This window comes from Trinickia dabaoshanensis (assembly GCF_002879885.1).
In the GTDB taxonomy this organism is placed as follows: domain Bacteria; phylum Pseudomonadota; class Gammaproteobacteria; order Burkholderiales; family Burkholderiaceae; genus Trinickia; species Trinickia dabaoshanensis.
This window is the reverse complement of sequence record NZ_PNYA01000041.1, coordinates 28,037-46,254: the sequence shown is the minus strand read 5'-3', so window position 1 is coordinate 46,254 and position 18,218 is coordinate 28,037. Positions and strand designations below refer to the sequence as shown.

The following is an 18,218-nucleotide window of genomic DNA, read 5'->3' as shown; positions in this document are numbered from 1 at the left end:
GTTGGGCTCCGTGAAAGAAGGATATTCAGATTCCATAGCACGCGTGTGCGGTGCCGCCGAATAGCGCCGCCCGCTCGCCGGGTTGCAAACGCTCGGCGAAGCGCGCGGCGCAGGCGTGCCAAGCCGCAAAACCGCCGTTCATGTCGACGACGGGCCAATCGCTGCCCCACATCGAACGCGCCGCGCCGAACTGCTCGATGAGGTGGCTGAGGTAAGGCTCGAGCATCGAATCGGTCCATGGCACCGCGGCTTCGGTCACCAATCCCGATATTTTGCAAAAGACATTCGGCAGCGCCGCGAGTTCGGCGACGCGCGCCGCCCAGGGCGACCACCCGGCGGCGCCATCGGCGATCGGCGGCTTCGCGCCGTGATCGAGCACGATACGCAAGCGCCGATGGCGTCGCGCGAACTCGGTCAAATAGGGCAAATGACGCGTGAAAACAAGCGCGTCGAAGACGAGTCCTCGTTCGATCAGCGCCCCGATCGCGGGATCGAGCGCCGGGCGTGCGATCCAATCGTCATCGGGCAGGTCTTGCAGCATCGGGCGAACGCCCTTGAACTTCGGCTCACCGGCCCATTCGGCAATGAGCGCCGGAGCGTCGCGCTCGTCGAGCGGCACCCATCCCACGACACCGGCGATCGATGGATCGTCGCGCGCCAAATCGAGCAGATAGCGCGTTTCGGCCACGGTGGGAGCGGCTTGCACGACGATGCCACGGGCAACGCCGGCCGCGCGCGCGATAGGCCGCAAATCGCCCGGCGAAAAATCGCGATAGAGCGGCGCGAGGGCCGGCGTGAGCCATCCGTAGTCGCCGCGCGCGAGTTGCCAGAAGTGTTGATGTGCGTCGATCGTATCCATCGTGCGTCGGTATGAGTCGAATTCGAATCCGCGGGGCTCGGCCGCTACGCGCTGGGCGTGGGCGCGCGCGTATCCAATAAGCCCGCGTCCCGCAACGCGTCCCACAAGCCGGCCGGAATCGTGGCCGCGAAGGCGGCGGCATTGGCCTCGAACTCGCTGGCGCTGCTTGCGCCCGTCAACACGCTCGCGACGGCGCGATGTGCGTAGGGAAAGCGCAACGCCGCGCTCGGCAGCGCCACGCCGTGCGCATCGCAGATCGCTTCGATCTGCCCCACACGTTCGACGACGGCAGCCGGCGCTTGCCCGTAATCGAACTTGAGCGCGCTCGATCCGCGATCCGGCGACTCGCGCAGATGCCGCACGCCGCGCGCGAGGATGCCCGAGTTGAACGCGCCGCCCGCGAGGATCGACACGCCGCGACGCTCGCACTCGGGCAACAATGCGTCGAGCGCTGCCTGCTCGAGCAGCGTGTAGCGGCCCGCCAACAGCGCGCAGTCGATCTCGAACTCGCGCATCGCATCGATAATGGCGGACTGCTCGTTGACGCCGAGCCCTACGGCCCGCACGGCGCCCGAACCGCGCAACGCGTCGAGCGCTTTGAAACCGCCCTCGCTCAGTTGCCGCCAGTAATGAGCATGGCGCTCGCCGTGCGTGAGGGCCCCGATGTCGTGCACGAGCAAGATGTCGATTTCCGCCACGCCGAGCCGCTGCAAGCTGTCCTCGAACGAGCGCATGATGCCGTCGTACGAATAGTCGTATACCGGCAGGAACGGCAACGGATGCGCCCAGCCGTCACGCGGCGCCCGTGCGGATGGACCGCGCTCGGGACGCATCAACCGTCCGGCTTTCGTCGACAAGACGTAGCTCGCGCGCTCGCGTTCGCGCAACGCCGCGCCGACGTAATGCTCGCTTTTCGTATAGCCGTAGTAAGGCGCCGTATCGAATAGCCGTACGCCCGCTTCCCACGCGGCATCGATCGTCGCGCGCGCATCCGCTTCGGACACGTCGCGATACAAGCCGCCGAGACCCGCGCAGCCGAGCCCGAGCGCGGTGACTTCGAGCGGCGTGCGCCCGATACGCCGTCGCTGCGCGAGTTGTGCAACCGGGCCCGCGCTCATGCGTTCACCCGCGTGGGTTGTGCCGCGACGAGCGGCAAGCACCCGGGGCCGATCGGTTCGAACGCCTTGTAAGTCAGAATGAATTCTTGATGCCCGAGCATTTCGGATTTCGACCGCGCGCCCCGCCCTATCGCGAGCGTGAGATCGAAAATCTCCCGGCCCACGTCGTCGAGCGAGGCCCGTCCCTCGAGAATGCGCCCGGCATCGACATCCATGTCGCCCGATAGATTGCGGTAGGTCGCGGGATTCGCGCAAATCTTGATCACCGGCGAGATGGCCGATCCGACTACCGAGCCGCGCCCGGTCGTAAACAAGACGAGGTGGCAGCCGCACGCGATCAACTCGCCGATTTCGGCGTTGTCGCTGATGTTCGGGAAACCGAAGCGCGGCTCGCCGTCGGGGACGACATCGAGCAGATAAAGGCCGCCGGTGGGCGGAATGTCGCCCGGTTTGACGATCCCGACGATCGGCGAGGCACCGCTTTTCGCGTAGGCGCCCAGCGATTTTTCCTCTTGCGTCGTCAGACCGCCGTCGGCATTGCCGACGGCAAAGCTGCCATGCCCCATGATCGTGTAGTAGCGCGCCGCTTTTTCGACGCAAGCGACGATCGCCTCGCCCAATTCCGGCCGGGCCGCGCGTGCCTTCATATGATGCTCGCAGCCTACGAGCTCGCCCGTTTCCTCGAACACGCAGGCCGCGCCGCGCTCGATCATGGCATCGAAGGCGCGCCCGACGGCAGGGTTGGCCGTAATGCCGCTCGTGCTATCGGAGCCGCCACACACGGTGCCGACGATCAGTTCGTCGAGCCGCATGGGAACGGGGCGCATTTGCGCGAGCGTGGCCCGTGCGCCCCGAACCCACTCGACGCCGCGCGCGATCGTGCTGCGCGTGCCGCCGCGCTCCTGAATCGTCAGTACCTCGACCGGCCGCCCGCTTTCGCGCACGAGTTCGGCCAGGTGATGCTTGTTCATGCTTTCGCATCCGAGCGAGACGAATAGCACTGCGCCGACGTTCGGATGCGTCGCGATCCGCGCGAGCATCTTCTGGGCGTAGGCGTTCGGATAGCAGCCAGGAAAGCCGATCAGGTGAACATCGGGCGGCGCATCGTGGACGTTCCCCGCCTCGAAGACGTCGTCGCGGGCGTCGGCCTCGCCGCCCTCGATATCGCCCAAGCGGGGCGCGAATTGCGACACGATCGCGCTCGCGACGTGGTGCGCGCACTCGACGAGATAAGCCACGGCGACGACGTTGCGGATGCCTTTGCGCCCGTCGCTGCGCGGGTAGCCGGCGAGCGGTGCGTCGTCGGTGAGGATTTCGTTCATGAACGTCTCGGCGAATAGGTCATGGGTCGATCAGGAGTCGTCACGCTCGACGTAGGCATGGCCCGCATCGAGCGTATACGTAGGCAGATAGTCGCTTTCCAAATTGTGCGTATGCAGGTGCTCGCCTTTGGCGACGGCGCGCGTGACATGGCCGATCGGCGCGCCGTAGCGTACGATCTTCTCGCCGGGGGCAAACGCATGCCGGGCGAGCTTGTGGCCGAGCGCGATCGTATCGGCCAGGACGACGGTGTCGCCTTCCAGTTCGAGGGCGGTGCCGGCCGCGAGCGTCGTCGCGGCGATGAGGCAATTGTCCTCGGGCGAAAGCAGTAGGAGCCGCGGATCGAGCGTCATGAGCCGTCACTCCTGACTGCCGGCCACGCGGGCAATCATCAGCGAACCGAGGATGATCGCGCCGTAGATCGCCTGAATCCAAAACGACGGCACTTGCGCGAGCGTCAACAGGTTTTGCACCACGCCGAGCAACAGCACGCCGGTGAGCGCACCGAACATCGTCCCTTTGCCGCCATCGAGCGAAATGCCGCCGATCACGGCTGCGGCGAACACGGTGAAGATCATCCCGTTGCCTTGGTTGGCGTTGATGGCGCCCACATAACCCGTGACGATGAGCCCGCCGATCGACGCGAGCGCGCTGCCGAGTACGAACACGCCCCAGACGACGCGTTCGACGCGGATACCGGCCGCGCGCGCCGCTTGCGCATTCCCGCCGATCGCATAGAGCGCCCGCCCGATGCGGTGATAGCGCAGCATGAACGCGGCAAACGCGAATGCCGCGGCGGCCAGCCAAACCGACATCGGCAAGCCGAACACAGTCACGGTGGCAAGCGCGAAGAAGGACGGCGGCATGTCGAACAACGTGCCGCCCTTCGTCGCGCCGACGAGCATGCCGCGCAAGACGATCAGCATCGCCAGCGTGACGATGAACGCATTCAAACGCAGGCGCACGACGAGCAAGCCGTTGATCCAGCCGATGAGCGCCCCGACCGCGACGATCGCCGCGAGCCCCGCGAGCGGCGGCCATTGCCAGCCGAAGCCGGCCGAACTCGCGGGCATGACGAGCATCGCCCCGAGTGCGGGCGCGAATCCCACGGTCGATTCGAGCGACAGATCGAACTTGCCGACGATGACGATCAACGATTCGGCGAGCACGACGAGGGCGAGCGCGGCCGATGCGCCGAGCACGCTAACGAGGTTCGCTCGCGTGAGAAAACTCGGGCTGACCCACGCGCCGACGGCGATCAGCACGGCCAGCGCGGGCAACAACGCGAGATCGCGCCAGCGCGCCAAATCGATGCGCCGTTCGATGCCGCCGTTGGCGCTCGAAACGGCGAAACCGGCCGCATGGGCCTGCGGGCCCGGACTAGACAAACTAGGCTTCATTGAGATCGACTCCTTCGATCGATGCGATCAATTCCTGATCGGCCCAACCGGCCGTGAACTCGCGCGCGATGCGCCCGCGGAACATGACGAGCACGCGATCGCAGCCGCGCAAATCGTCGATTTCCCCGCTGGCGACGACGACGGCGCGCCCCTCTTCGCGCGCGCGTTCGGCCATCGCGAGCAATGCTTCCTTCGACTTGACGTCCACGCCGGCGGTCGGATCGATGAGCACGAGCACGCGCGGATTGGTCGCCAGCGCGCGCGCCATGACTACTTTCTGCTGATTGCCGCCCGATAAGCCCGAGACGGGTGCGAGCGGCCCTTGCGCGACGATACCGAGCGTATCGATCGCCTCGCCCGCGAGCCGAGCCTTGACCGACGGCGGGACGAACCCGAACCGGGACAACTTGCGCATGAGCGTCATCGTCGCGTTTTCGGCGATCGACTGCGACAGCACGAGTCCCTCGCGATGACGATCCTTGGGGACGCAGCCCACGCCTGCGTCCAGCGCGGCCGGCACGTCGCCGTGCGGCAGCGTGATGCCCGCCGCGCCGTCGCCGTCGCCGGTGCGCACGCGAACGGCGCCCGCGTGCGGCCGCCGCAGCCCGGCGATCGCTTCCGCCACGCTCGTGCGCCCGCTGCTCGTCGCACCGGCCAAACCCACGACCTCCCCGCGCCGCACGTTGAAGGAGACATCAGCGAAGTCCGCGCCGGACAGCGCTTGAACTTCGAGCGCGATCGTCGCGCCGGTCAACGGGGCCCGGCGCGAAGCGTCGGCGCAGACCACGCCGCCCGCCTCGCCCGTCATCGCTTCGATCAGGGCCTCCCGCGGCAACCGCTCCACGCGAGCGGTCAAGATCCGCCGCGCGTCGCGCAAGACCGTCACCGCTTGGCAGATCTCGTAGACCTCTTGCAGATGATGCGAGATGAACAAGAACGTCACGCCCTCGCGCTGCAACTCTTCGATGCGGCGAAATAGCCGCTTGATCTCGTCGCCGTCGAGCTGCGCGGTGGGCTCGTCGAGGATGATGAACCGTGCGCCGTGCGACAGTGCCCGGGCGATCTCGACGAGCTGCCTCGCCTCGACGCCCAGATCGCCGCAGCGCGCATCCTCGCGCACGTCGATATGCCAATGATCGAGCAGCGCGCGCGCTTCGCGGCGCATCGCGCGCCAGTCGATCATCCCGCGCCGCACGGGTTGCCGATTGACGAACAGATTCTCGGCAACGCTCAATTCCGCGATGACCGTGGAATGCTGATAGACACACGCCACGCGCTCGCGCCAGGCGTCGCGATCGGCAATCGGCGGCGCGCTTTCGCCGCCGAAGCGGATTTCGCCCTGGCACGGCTTGCTCAGGCCCGTGAGCAGCGAAACGAGCGTCGATTTACCCGCGCCGTTACGGCCCACGAGGGCGTGCGACTCGCCCGGCATCACGCGCAGATCGACGCCCGCGACCGCCGTCGTGGAGCCGAAACGCTTCGTGGCGCCGAGCGCTTCGACGACCGGCGTCGCCAAGGGCTCGGCTGTTTCGCTAAAAAAAGGAACGGCTCCCATGTCGATTCGCTCTAGACGTTGAAGGGATGGCTGCCTGCGTTCGCAACGGGGACGCGTTCGGCGGTCACTTCAGCGAATTGCCCCACAGGCTCTTGTCGTCCACGTTCGCTTTCGTCACGAGCGGCGCCGGCAATTGATCTTCGAGAATGCCGGGAGCGAGCTGAACGATGGTGCTGCCGTGATCGGTCGGGCCGGGCTTGAAGGTCTTGCCCGCGAGCGTTTCCTTCATGTACCAAAGACCGTACTTCGCGTAGCTGTCGGCGGGCTGGGACACGGTGGCGTCGATCTCGCCTTTGCGAATCGCATCGAACTCTTGCGGAATGCCGTCGTTGCTGACGATGACGATATGCTTCGCATCGCCGGTGGGGAACAACATGTGTTTCCGGCGCAGCGTTTGCAGCGTCGGCGACAGATAGACCCCGCCCGCTTGCATATAGATGCCTTTGACGTCCGGATTCGCCGTGAGCAAGCTATCGAGCGCGGACGCCGCGACATCGCCCTTCCACGCCGCCGGAATTTCGAGCACTTGCAGCTTCGGATAGCGACTCTTGATGCACGAGCGGAACGCTTCCGAACGGTCCCGCCCGTTCACGGAGGCCAGATCGCCCATGATCTGCACGACCTTGCCGGCCGCCACGTGATCGCCGATGTACTCGCAGGCCTTCTCGCCGTAAGCGCGGTTGTCGGCCCGCACGACCATGGCTACCTTGCCTTGCGTGGGCGCCACGTCCACCGCGACGACGGGCACCTGCTTGGCCGACGCCGCGGCGAGCGCCCGGCTGATCGCCGCCGAATCCAGTGGTCCGGTGACGATGCCCTTCACGCCTTGATTGAGCAGATTGTTGATATCGGTGATCTGCTGGGCCGGGTCGCCGTTGGAGTTGACCGGCGCCAGCATGTCGAGCCCGAGCTGTTTCGCGTACTGCGGCAAATAGTTGTTATAGGCCTGCCAGAACGGCGAGGTCAGCAGCGGTAGATTGGCGCCGATGGCATCGCTCGCCGCGTGAGCCACGCCCACGGTCGCCCCCGTCGTCGCAAGCGCCGCGGTGAGCACCAGACGCGCCCGGCGACCGGGACCGCCGGACGAAGCGCGCGCGCCTCGCCGTATCGACGCGCACAAGCTTTCTTTTACGAAACGCACTCCACGAACTGCCCACTGCCCGGCGCGAACCGGTTCGATGCTCGGTGTCATAGTCGTCTCCTGGCCCAAATGCGCGCGCTCGCGCTGCCCTGGGCTCCATGCTTCGCGGTATTGCGTCGGCAAGACGCAACGGGGCGGGCCGATATGGCCCGATCTTGTGGTCCGCTCTGTGGCGGCTTGGTTATGCTGCTGCTTTGGCAACGGATGCCGGCGGCTGCGCGCATGCTGTCAATACACCGGCTAGCATGGCCGCCGATGCACTTGTTCATGGATGAACTTATTATTCATATACGGACGCATGGTCGTCAAGCATGACGCACGCCCGTGTTTTCCCCTAAGTACCCCTATGTTCTGAGGCTGCGCCCCTGTGAAATCCGCGAAATCATCGCTCTCGACCGACGCCGTCGGAGACGCCGCGCTCGACGAAGCCGACCGTTACCGTGCCCCGGCGCTCGACAAAGGGCTCGACATCTTGGAGTTGTTGTCCGAACAAAAGGACGGCCTCACACGAGCCGAGATCATGAAAGCGCTCGGCCGCAACGCGAGCGAGATCTACCGCATGCTCGAGCGTCTCGTCGCGCGGCAGTACGTCGTCCGTTCCGCGGGCGGCGACCGCTACTCGCTGAGCCTGAAGTTGTTTGCGCTCGCGCACCGGCATCCGCCGATGAACCGATTCATCGCGGCGGCCCTGCCCGTCATGCAAGCCTTCGCCGAGCAAGCGGAGCAGTCTTGCCACTTGACCGTCTACGACCGCGGGAATTTGCTCGTCATTGCGCAGGTCGATGGGCCCGGTACTTGGGGGCTTTCGATTCGCCTCGGCTCCCATGTGGGATTGATCGATACGGCGTCCGGACAGGTGATGCTCGCATTCCAGAGCGAAGCCGAACGCGCTCGCATGCTGGCGGAGCACACCAAGGTCAAGGGTGAGATCGCGCTCGATGCGCATGCGCTCGCGTCGACGTTGGCGGCCGTTCGCGACCGCGGCCATTTGCGCAAGGACAGCGCGCAGACGTTCGGCGTGACCGACGTCACGTTCCCGATCCTCGGCCCGGCCGGTTATGCGATCGCCTCGCTGACCACGCCGTACATGCGGCGTATCGACGAGTACGTGGCGCCCTCGCTCGACCAAGTGACGACCATGCTGGACGCGGCCGCGGGCAAGTTATCGATGCACGAATCGCAGTAGCGGCGGCGCGATTTGCCGCACCGCCGTGGTCTTCAGTTCGAACCGCGCGAGCCGTTAACCGAGACGTGAACCTCGATCCGGCATCATCGCGTCGCCAGATGCACATCGCCGACAAACGCCCCTATGAAATCAGCCACACAGAACGAAGAACCGGCCCTCGACGCATCGAGCGTCGCGCCGCTCGACCTGTTCGATCTCACGCCCACCTCGCTTTGGCTCGAGGACTACAGCCTCTTGCGTGCGTTGTTCGATACTTGGCGCGCCCAAGGCGTCGCCGATCTTCGCGCGTTCCTAGAAGCCGACACGCAGCGTGTCGCGCAATGCTCCGCTTGCATTCGCGTGCTCAAGGTCAACCGCCGCACGTTGGAGCTGTATGGGGCCAAGGATTTCGACGAACTCTCGGCGCGCCTGGCCGACGTGCTGCGCGACGACATGCTCGAGGCGCATATCGAGGAACTCGAGCAGATGTGGTCGGGCAGCCTCTCGTTCGAGAGCAAGAGCGTGAACTACCGCCTCGACGGCCAGCGCATGGACATCATGCTCAAGGGCGTGATCATGCCGGGACACGAAGCGACGTGGGACCGCGTACTGGTCGCGATCGACGACATCACCGATCTCGAAGACGCACGCCGGCGTGCGCTCGCGAGTCATCAGTACGCGCAAGGACTCTTCGAACACGCGCCCGTGTCGCTATGGATCGAGGATTTTCGCCGGATCAAGGCGCTCATCGACGAAGTGCGCGAGCAAGGCATCACCGATTTCCGCACGTTCACGGACGTGCACCCCGAATTCGTCGAGCGCTGCATGGAAGAAATCGTCGTGCTCGACGTGAACCGCTACACGATCGACCTATTCAAGGCCGACGACAAGACTTCGTTGCTGGGCCGTTTGCCCGAAGTCTTTCGCGACGATATGCGCCTGCACTTCCGCGAGCAATTGATCGATCTTTGGGAGGGGCGCCTGTTCCAGCAGCGCGAGGTGCTGAACTACTCGCTCGACGGCAGCGAAGTGCATTTGCATCTGCAGTTTTCGGTGTTTCCCGGTCATGAGCGCGAATGGGATCTCGTACTGCTCGCGCTGACCGACATCACCGCTCGCAAGAAAGCCGAGGCGTACCTCGAATACCTCGGCAAGCACGACGTGCTGACCAAGCTCAAGAATCGCTCGTTCTACGTCGACGAACTGAACCGCCTCGAACGCAAGGGCCCGTTCCCCGTCAGCGCGATCATCGTCGATTTGAATGACCTGAAGACCGTCAACGACCAGCTCGGCCACGCGGCGGGAGACGCCCTGCTGCGCCGTGCCGGCGAAGTGCTCGCGAAAGCGATCCACAAGCCGTATCAAGCCGCGCGCATCGGGGGCGATGAATTCGTGGTGCTGCTGCCCGGCGCCAACGAGCGCGAGACCGAGGTCATTGCCGACGGCATTCGTCAGATCGTCGAATTGAACAATCAATTCTATTCGGGGCCGACGTTGAGCTTCTCGATGGGCTGGGCCACCTGCGAGCGCGGCGAACGACTCGAAGACATGCTGCGCGAAGCCGACGTGGCGATGTACGAGGACAAGCGCCGTCACCACGCGCCCGAAGAGCAGTCGCAGGCGTAGTTTCGGATCGACACACGAAGTGCTTGACTATCTATCTACTAGTAGATAAAGTACGCATCATGGAAACGACGAAGACAGTCCGCGAGCAAATCCTCGATCACGCTATCTCGCTGATGATGCTGCGTGGCTACAATGGATTCAGCTATCGCGACCTGTCCGATCTCGTCGGCGTGAAGACCTCGAGCATTCACTACTACTTTCCGTCGAAAGACGACCTGGTGCTCGAAGCCGTTCACGCTTATACGCGGGAAGTGCAAGACGCGGTGAAAACGATCGATGCCGGCTTGCCGGCCGAGGGCAAGCTCGCGAAGTTCGCGAAAATGTTCGGCCGCACGCTTGGCGATGGCGACCATATTTGCCTGTGCGGAATGCTGGCCGCCGATATCGAAACGTTGCCGGAGCCCGTTCGCCTAGCGGTACAAGCGTTTTTCAAGGCGAACGAAGCTTGTCTGACACAGATCTTTGCCGAAGGTGCGAGCGATGGCACCCTGGCAACGAGCGCAACGCCGGAACAGGCGGCGCGCGCTTTCTTTGCCGCGCTGCAAGGCGCGGGTCTGGCCAGCCGGTTGTTTCGTACCAAGAGCCGCCTGGAAGAAGTCGAAGCGTCGTTCAAGTTGTCGAAGCAAAAGTAGACGGATAAGCGGTACTCATGAGATCGGGGCGTGTTGGGCGCCCTTTTCATGCGCTGTCTTATCTATCTTCTGGTAGATAGAAATTCAAATCGATGCAGTCAAGGTCGAGCAGTTCGAAGCAAGCGGCAGTTTCGTATGAATGGCCTAGCCTGATCCAGGCAGGCCGAGTGAACGTCATCAATCCATTACAGATAGGAGTTGCATCATGTCGATCGAAAAAGTTCTCTACCGTGCTCACGCTCGTGCAACGGGCGGCCGCGACGGCCGTGCCGTGGTAGCCGACAGCAGTCTCGACCTGCGTTTGACGACGCCGCGCGAATTGGGCGGTGCCGGCGGCGACGGCGCAAATCCGGAGCAATTGTTCGCGGCCGGCTACAGCGCCTGCTTCATTGGCGCCATGAAGTTCGTGGCGGCGCGCGAGAAGATCGCGTTGCCGCAAGACGTATCGATCGAAGGCAGCGTCGGCATCGGCGCGATTCCGAACGGTTTCGGCATCGAAGTGGAATTGAAAATCTCGCTGCCCGGCATGGAGCGCGAAAGCGCACAGGCGCTGATCGAAAAAGCGCACATGGTCTGCCCGTACTCGAACGCGACGCGTAACAACATCGACGTGACGCTGACGCTCGTCTAACGCGGTACGAGGGGAAAAAGGCCCAGGCCTAAACGGCCTGGGCAAACACCACCGGGATACCCAGCGGCTCGGAGAGGGTCGGCTAGGGGGCGGCTACGCTTGCGCGATGGGTGTCGCGCCAACGGGGCGATGCGTGAAAAACGCATCGCCCCGTTGCTTTACCGGTTCAAAAACCGTTGCTTAGTTGTGCTGATAGATCGGCGGCGAGTACGAGCTCACGGCACCGTTGGTCACGCTATGGCCTGACTGCGACGTGCCTTCGACGCTAGGCCCGTAACCGCTCGTATCGGCCGCGCTGTTACCCTCTTGCGCGCTCACGCGTTGTTCCGCGGCTTGGATGTTCTCCGGGTAGTGCAACCAGTCGCGCGGGTTGTATCCGGCGCGTTCCAAACGCACCAAATCGGCGCGGACTTGCTCGCGCGTGACCGGTTGATTCGACTGAGCGAACGAGGATGCCACGGGGGCGACGAGTGCAACGGCCACGACGAGTTGCTTGATAAGCGTATTCATGATGACGACCTCCGACTACTGTTATAAGGAGCTGCGAACACAGTCGTGTGCAGCAGGTGAAGGCAGTGTAGGCTTAGGGTCTTCCCGGATAAAGACGGTTTTCCGGAATTCATTGGTGCCGCTGGGATAACAATCCGCGAGCGTGGCTGGCATGGCACAAGCCTCGTGGCGCCGCCGTCGGATCATCGGTTATTGCGTTGGAATAAAAGAACGATACGGAGGGAGGTGGGTCATGGACCGCTTCTTTGCAATGAAGGTATTCACGCGCGTCGTCGAGTCGCGCAGTTTCGTCAAGGCGGCGGAATCGCTGCAACTGGCGGCACCCCAGGTCTCGCGCACGGTACAAGCGCTCGAGGCACATTTGGGCGCGCGTTTGCTCAATCGCACGACGCGCAGCATCAGCGTGACGGACGACGGCGAGGCCTACTATCAGCGCAGCATCCGCGTGCTCGCCGAGGTGGACGAGATGGAAGCGGAGCTCACGCACGCGAAGCTGAACCCTAAAGGGCGGCTCAAAGTGAATCTGCCCGCGCTGATCGCGAAGATGATCATCATCCCCGCCCTGCCCGATTTTTTCGAACGCTATCCCGACATCGAAATCGAAATGGGTCTCAGCGACAGGCAAGTCGATATCGTCGAAGAAGGCGTCGACTGTGTGATTCGCACGGGCGAGCTCGAGGATTCGGGGCTGGTCGCACGCCGCATCGGCAACATGCGGCGCATCACCTGCGCGTCACCCAGCTACCTCGAGAAATATGGCGAGCCGAAAACCATCGCCGATCTGCACAACCATATCGGGGTGAACTACGTCTCGAGCAACACGGGGCGTATGCGCGGCTGGGATTATCTCGTCGGCGGCGTCGTCGAAACGGTGGACATGCACGGGCTCATCGCCGTCAACGACGTCGATGCTTATATCTCCTGCGGCCTTCATGGGCTCGGGTTGCTCAAGAGCGCGATCTACCCGATCGCACCGCATCTCGAGAGCGGCGAGCTCGTCGAAATTTTGAAGGACTACTGTTCGCCGCCGCGACCGATATCGATCATGTATGCGCGCAACCGGCACTTGCCGCGCAAGGTGCGCGTATTTGCGGATTGGGTGGCCGAGGTGTTCGCGCGGGAGCCGCTGATGCAAACGGCGGCTCGCACCAAAGCAAGCGTGGGGGCGCAGGCGGCGTAGCGGCATCGATTCGGACGCGAACGTTTTCGCTCGTGCCGTCCGATGAGCGGTGGCGGCGTCAGGCGCGTGCCGCGCGAGCCTGACGCCCCACCAGCATGATCGACAAGATCACGCAGGCAACGAAAAGGATCGATGCGATGCCTATCGCCGCTTGATAAGCGCGCGCGTAATCGGCGGGCGACGTACCGGTGGAAAGCACCGAAAAGAACACCCCACTGATGGCGGTCGCGCCGAAAGCAGAGCCGATCTGCAACATCGACGTCACGACGCCGGAGGCGAGGCCCGCCTTAGCCAGCTCGATTTCGCCGATCACGATTCGCACCACCGACGGCAGCACGGTACCGAGCCCCATTCCGGCAAGCAGCAAGCCGAAATAGAACCAAGCCCCCGGGATGGGTTCGTGAAAGAGCGCCAAGCCGGAGATTCCGAAACCTCCGGCAAGCAGGCCAAAGCCGACGGTCAGCACGTGGCTCCCCACGCGCCGAACGAGTTCGGGCGACATCAGCGGCCCGAGAACCGCACCGATCCCAAACGGCAGGATTGCCACACCGGAAGTCCAAGCGGTCCAATGCAACCCGCTTTGCAGAAAGATTCCGTACGTCAGGAAAAACACGCTGTCGCAGTAAAAGCAGAAGGCCAGCGCGAGGCCGATCGAAAACACCGGATTTCGAAAGAGATGCAGGTCGACGAGCGGATCGCCGTGCCTCGCTTCGAGACGATGCTCGGTCACGAGGAAAAGGATGAGCACCGGTACGCTGAGCCCGAAGCACACGAAGGTCCACGCCGGCCAACCTGCTTCGCGCCCCTGCGTAAGCGGGTAAATGACGAGTGCGAGAAAGATGGAGAGCAAGAACACGCCGTTGATATCGATGCGTGCCCGCAGCTCGGGCCGGTTTTCCGGTACGAAGCGCCACGCGCCGATGAGCGCCAGGGTCCCGACCGGTACGTTGATCAAAAAGATCGATTGCCAGTCGAGCCCGAACGGCTTGAGGGTGATCAGCGCGCCGCCACCGAGCTGCCCGGCAACCGACGCAATGCCGAACACAAAGCCGTATAAGCTCATTACCTTCGTTTGCTGTTCTTTCGGGAAAACGGTACGAATGGTCGCCAATATCTGCGGAACCATGACCGAAGCGGAGGCGCCCTGAAGAATACGGCCGATAATGAGTATTAGACCATTCCGCGAACCCGCGCATAATGCCGACGAAATCACAAACCCGGCCATACCGCTCATGAATAGTTTTTTTCGACCGTATAAATCTCCTAGTCGCCCTGCCGTCACCAGTAGAACGGCAAACGCCGAGGCATAAACGGACACGATCAACTGCAATTGTGCCGCGGTCGCATGTAAGCTTATTCGAATTGCGGGAAGCGCCAAATTAACGATGAAATAATCGAGCGGCGAAAGAAAGGTGCCGGTAAGGAGCACGGCAAGCGCGAGCACACTGCGAAAGCGCGGCGCCTGGCCCCTAGTCGGAACATGATCGATACGCGGCACTGCGCCAATCGGAGCTGCCGCCGCACGTTCGTCGAGGTCCGCGGGTTTCATGGCTGATTCTTGCCTGTTGGAGGGGATGCGCGTGGCGGGCGCGACTGCCGCCGATTCCCGGAGGCAGCGTTTGACGTTCTCAAGGTAGCGGACGTCGACGATGACTAACAGATATGAATCAATATTTCAGAAACAACGATTTTTAATACCAAGAAAGATCGACGGGCGCGACGGATCGCTCAACGATGCGCATCGAGCGGAAAAAAACAAAAAACCCGCGAGGCCTAATATGCCGACGCGGGTTTCCGGGTACTACGTTAGAGCACAGAGGATCTAACCGAATCCATGCGAACGGTGGTGGGTGCTGAGAGGCTCGAACTCCCGACCTACGCCTTGTAAGGGCGCCGCTCTACCAACTGAGCTAAGCACCCCGCTCGCTTACTGATTTCGCCTGGTTGCAAGTGCAGAGACATTCACAACCAGCGAGCCCGCTAGTTTAGCGCATCTTTTAGCGCCTTACCAGGTTTAAATTTCGGAACCTTCGCGGCCTTGATTTTGATGGCTGCGCCGGTGCGCGGATTGCGGCCGGTGCGCGCAGTGCGCTTGCCGACGGCGAACGTGCCGAAGCCGACGAGCGTTACCGTTCCGCCCTTCTTGAGGGTGCCTTTCACCCCGCCGATCACGGCCTCCAGCGCCCGTCCCGCCGCTGCCTTCGATAGATCCGCTTGTTGTGCGATGTGGTCGATCAGTTCCGTCTTGTTCATCCGAATCCCCGATGATGATTGTTTCCCAACATCTGAATGGGCCGTCAGCCGCCCGAAAGAAAGCGCAGCCAAAAGCTGCGCTCGCCCATTAAAAGTAGCCGAAACAGGAGTGTCAACGGGGGTTCTCTCTGATCCTTGTCATTCGCCGCAACGGGTCATAAATAAAAAAAACCGCGAGCAGCGCATAGCGCACTACTCGCGGGTTTTCGCAGCCGCTCAACCGCGGCTATCGAGCCTTAATGCTTGACGACTTCCCCCGCCCCCGCGTCCTTCGACGCTTCGGCAACCGGCGCGGCCTTCACTTCTTCCTCGGCCAGCGGCTCGGGCGTCCGTTCGAGCGCGAGTTCGAGCACCTTGTCGATCCAGCGGACCGGCACGATTTCGATTGCGTTCTTCACGTTATCGGGGATATCCGCCAAATCCTTGACGTTCTCCTCGGGGATCAGCACGAGCTTGATGCCGCCGCGATGCGCCGCCAGCAGCTTCTCCTTCAACCCACCGATCGGCAGCACTTCGCCGCGCAGCGTGATTTCGCCCGTCATCGCCACGTCGGCCCGCACCGGAATACCGGTGAGCACCGACACGAGCGCGGTCGTCATCGCGATACCGGCGGACGGACCGTCCTTCGGCGTCGCGCCTTCCGGCACGTGGATGTGGATGTCCTGCTTCTCGAACGCCTCGTCCTTCACGCCAAGACGGCGCGAGCGCGAACGCACGACCGAACGTGCCGCTTCGACGGACTCCTTCATCACGTCGCCGAGCGAACCCGTGCGGATGACGTTGCCCTTGCCCGGCATCACCGCGGCTTCGATCGTCAGCAGATCGCCACCGACTTCCGTCCATGCGAGACCCGTGACCTGACCGATCTGGTTTTCCTTCGCGGCCAGACCGAAGTCGTACTTGCGCACGCCGAGGAAGGTGTCGAGATTGCTGCCGTCGACCTTCACGGCGCCCTCTGCCTTCTTCAGCAGCAACATCTTCACGACCTTGCGGCAGATCTTCGACACTTCACGCTCGAGCGAACGCACGCCCGCTTCACGCGTGTAGTAGCGAATGATGTCGCGAATCGCGGCTTCGGTGACGTCGATTTCGCCGTCGCGCAGACCGTTGTTCTTCTTCTGCTTCGGCAGCAGATAACGTTGCGCGATGCTGACCTTCTCGTCTTCCGTGTAGCCCGACAAGCGGATCACTTCCATCCGATCGAGCAACGGCGGCGGGATGTTCAGCGAGTTCGACGTCGCGACGAACATCACGTCCGACAGATCGAAATCGACTTCGACGTAGTGATCGGCGAACGTATGGTTCTGTTCGGGATCGAGGACTTCGAGCAGTGCCGACGACGGATCGCCGCGGAAATCCATCCCCATCTTGTCGACTTCGTCGAGCAAGAAGAGCGGATTGCGCACGCCCACCTTCGTGAGGCTCTGCAAGATCTTGCCCGGCATCGAGCCGATATACGTCCGGCGGTGACCGCGAATCTCGGCTTCGTCACGCACGCCGCCGAGCGCCATCCGCACGAACTTGCGGTTCGTCGCGCGCGCGATCGACTGGCCCAGCGACGTCTTACCGACGCCCGGAGGCCCGACGAGGCACAGAATCGGCGCCTTCACCTTGTCCACGCGTTGTTGGACCGCGAGATACTCGAGAATGCGTTCCTTGACCTTTTCGAGGCCGAAGTGGTCTTCGTCGAGCACGCGCTCAGCGTTCGAGAGGTCGTTGTTGACCTTGCTCTTCTTGCGCCACGGCAACGCGATCAGCGTGTCGATGTAGTTGCGCACGACGGTGGCTTCCGCCGACATCGGCGACATCAGCTTGAGCTTCTTGAGTTCCGAATCGGCCTTCTTCTTGGCTTCCTTCGGCATGCGCGCGGCTTCGATGCGCTTCTCGAGTTCTTCGAGATCGGCACCCTCTTCGCCTTCGCCCAGTTCCTTCTGGATCGCCTTGACCTGCTCGTTCAGGTAATACTCGCGCTGGCTCTTCTCCATTTGGCGCTTCACGCGGCCACGGATGCGCTTTTCGACCTGAAGAATGTCGATTTCGGCTTCGAGCTGAGCGAGCAAGTGCTCGAGCCGTTCCACGACCGGGAACATCTCGAGGATGTGCTGCTTTTGATCGAGCTTGAGCGGCAAGTGAGCCGCGATCGTATCGGCCAGCCGGCCGGCTTCGTCGATACCCGCGAGCGACGTGAGGATCTCCGGCGGGATCTTCTTGTTCAGCTTCACGTACTGATCGAATTGCGACACGATCGCGCGGCGCAGCGCCTCGGTTTCGGCGCCATCCGCATGGTCGGGCTCGAGCGGCATGACCTCGCAAGAAAACTGCGTTTCCTGCTCTTCGATCGAAAGCGTTTTGGCGCGCTGCAAGCCCTCGACGAGCACCTTGACGGTGCCGTCGGGCAATTTCAGCATTTGCAGGATGTTGGCGATACACCCTACTTCATACATGTCTTTTTCGGTCGGCTCATCCTTGGCCGCGGTCTTTTGCGCGACCAGCATGATGTGCTTGCCGCCCTCCATCGCGACTTCGAGCGCCTTGATCGACTTGGGCCGCCCCACGAACAGAGGGATAACCATGTGCGGGAAAACGACAACGTCGCGCAATGGCAGCAACGGGAGCGTGGTGCGCTCTTGAGGGAGGAGTTGGGTTCCTGACATTTCATTTCCCCATGAGTGGAATCAGTTCTTTCGGTAGTTGAGGCCCGCGGTACGAATTGCAAGCCTGCGCGTGTGGGAAAAGTTCGATGTGTTCAGAAGGAGTCAGTGTTACCCACAAGATAAACGAAAAAAGCCGTTCACGTCTCCATGAACGGCCATTCCTGCGAAAGCTTT

Annotated in this window: 16 protein-coding genes and 1 tRNA gene; 5 read left to right on the top strand and 12 right to left on the bottom strand. The window is 62.8% G+C overall.

The annotated features are described in order from the left end of the window. Positions 1-25: 25 nt before the first annotated feature. From C0Z18_RS30500 to C0Z18_RS30470, 7 genes are all read right to left on the bottom strand, one after another. Positions 26-859, bottom strand: coding sequence for an amidohydrolase family protein (locus C0Z18_RS30500; RefSeq protein WP_102649183.1), 834 nt, complete (start codon positions 857-859; stop codon positions 26-28). 44 nt (positions 860-903) lie between these two features. Beyond that, a complete protein-coding gene (locus tag C0Z18_RS30495) occupies positions 904-1,977 on the bottom strand; it encodes an aldo/keto reductase (protein WP_102649182.1) in 1,074 nt (357 codons plus the stop codon). After that, positions 1,974-3,299: a UxaA family hydrolase gene (locus tag C0Z18_RS30490; protein ID WP_102649181.1), complete on the bottom strand. Its 1,326-nt coding sequence runs from the start codon at positions 3,297-3,299 to the stop codon at positions 1,974-1,976. Before C0Z18_RS30490 ends, C0Z18_RS30495 begins: the two co-directional genes overlap by 4 nt. Before the next feature lie 30 nt (positions 3,300-3,329). Then, positions 3,330-3,650 (bottom strand): UxaA family hydrolase, encoded by a 321-nt coding sequence (locus C0Z18_RS30485; RefSeq protein ID WP_102649180.1) that lies wholly within the window; start codon positions 3,648-3,650, stop codon positions 3,330-3,332. Between the two features lie 6 nt (positions 3,651-3,656). Then, the gene (locus tag C0Z18_RS30480) at positions 3,657-4,697 is read right to left on the bottom strand and encodes an ABC transporter permease (RefSeq protein WP_102649179.1); all 1,041 of its coding nucleotides are present in this window, start codon (positions 4,695-4,697) and stop codon (positions 3,657-3,659) included. Continuing rightward, positions 4,687-6,252, bottom strand: coding sequence for a sugar ABC transporter ATP-binding protein (locus C0Z18_RS30475; RefSeq protein ID WP_102649178.1), 1,566 nt, complete (start codon positions 6,250-6,252; stop codon positions 4,687-4,689). The genes C0Z18_RS30480 and C0Z18_RS30475 overlap by 11 nt, the downstream gene beginning before the upstream one ends. 64 nt (positions 6,253-6,316) lie before the next feature. Next, positions 6,317-7,393: a sugar ABC transporter substrate-binding protein gene (locus C0Z18_RS30470; RefSeq protein ID WP_408647190.1), complete on the bottom strand. Its 1,077-nt coding sequence runs from the start codon at positions 7,391-7,393 to the stop codon at positions 6,317-6,319. Between the two features lie 367 nt (positions 7,394-7,760). On the opposite strand from C0Z18_RS30470, the gene C0Z18_RS30465 reads away from it, so the two are divergent. From C0Z18_RS30465 to C0Z18_RS30450, 4 genes are all read left to right on the top strand, one after another. Further along, the gene (locus tag C0Z18_RS30465; protein WP_102649177.1) at positions 7,761-8,579 is read left to right on the top strand and encodes an IclR family transcriptional regulator; all 819 of its coding nucleotides are present in this window, start codon (positions 7,761-7,763) and stop codon (positions 8,577-8,579) included. Positions 8,580-8,702: 123 nt separating this feature from the next. Further along, positions 8,703-10,184: a sensor domain-containing diguanylate cyclase gene (locus C0Z18_RS30460; RefSeq protein WP_102649176.1), complete on the top strand. Its 1,482-nt coding sequence runs from the start codon at positions 8,703-8,705 to the stop codon at positions 10,182-10,184. 59 nt (positions 10,185-10,243) lie between these two features. Continuing rightward, positions 10,244-10,816 (top strand): TetR/AcrR family transcriptional regulator, encoded by a 573-nt coding sequence (locus C0Z18_RS30455; protein WP_102649175.1) that lies wholly within the window; start codon positions 10,244-10,246, stop codon positions 10,814-10,816. A 205-nt stretch (positions 10,817-11,021) separates the two neighbouring features. Continuing rightward, on the top strand, positions 11,022-11,447 hold the full coding sequence (locus C0Z18_RS30450; protein WP_102649174.1) for an organic hydroperoxide resistance protein: 426 nt from the start codon (positions 11,022-11,024) through the stop codon (positions 11,445-11,447). A gap of 180 nt (positions 11,448-11,627) precedes the next feature. Here C0Z18_RS30450 and C0Z18_RS30445 read toward each other — a convergent pair whose 3' ends face one another. Then, a complete protein-coding gene (locus tag C0Z18_RS30445; RefSeq protein WP_102649173.1) occupies positions 11,628-11,957 on the bottom strand; it encodes a DUF4148 domain-containing protein in 330 nt (109 codons plus the stop codon). Between the two features lie 232 nt (positions 11,958-12,189). Between C0Z18_RS30445 and C0Z18_RS30440 the strand changes: the two genes are divergently transcribed. Further along, on the top strand, positions 12,190-13,137 hold the full coding sequence (locus tag C0Z18_RS30440; protein ID WP_102649172.1) for a LysR family transcriptional regulator: 948 nt from the start codon (positions 12,190-12,192) through the stop codon (positions 13,135-13,137). A gap of 58 nt (positions 13,138-13,195) precedes the next feature. Here C0Z18_RS30440 and C0Z18_RS30435 read toward each other — a convergent pair whose 3' ends face one another. The 4 genes from C0Z18_RS30435 to lon all read right to left on the bottom strand — a co-directional run bounded on the left by C0Z18_RS30435 (position 13,196) and on the right by lon (position 18,044). Beyond that, positions 13,196-14,686, bottom strand: a complete 1,491-nt coding sequence (locus C0Z18_RS30435; protein WP_102649171.1) for an MFS transporter — start codon at positions 14,684-14,686, stop codon at positions 13,196-13,198. 295 nt (positions 14,687-14,981) lie between these two features. Continuing rightward, positions 14,982-15,057, bottom strand: a tRNA-Val gene (locus C0Z18_RS30430). A 60-nt stretch (positions 15,058-15,117) separates the two neighbouring features. Beyond that, entirely contained in the window at positions 15,118-15,390 is a 273-nt protein-coding gene (locus C0Z18_RS30425; protein WP_102649170.1) for an HU family DNA-binding protein, read from the bottom strand. 236 nt (positions 15,391-15,626) lie between these two features. Continuing rightward, positions 15,627-18,044, bottom strand: coding sequence for an endopeptidase La (gene lon, locus C0Z18_RS30420; protein WP_102649169.1), 2,418 nt, complete (start codon positions 18,042-18,044; stop codon positions 15,627-15,629). Positions 18,045-18,218 lie beyond the last annotated feature (174 nt).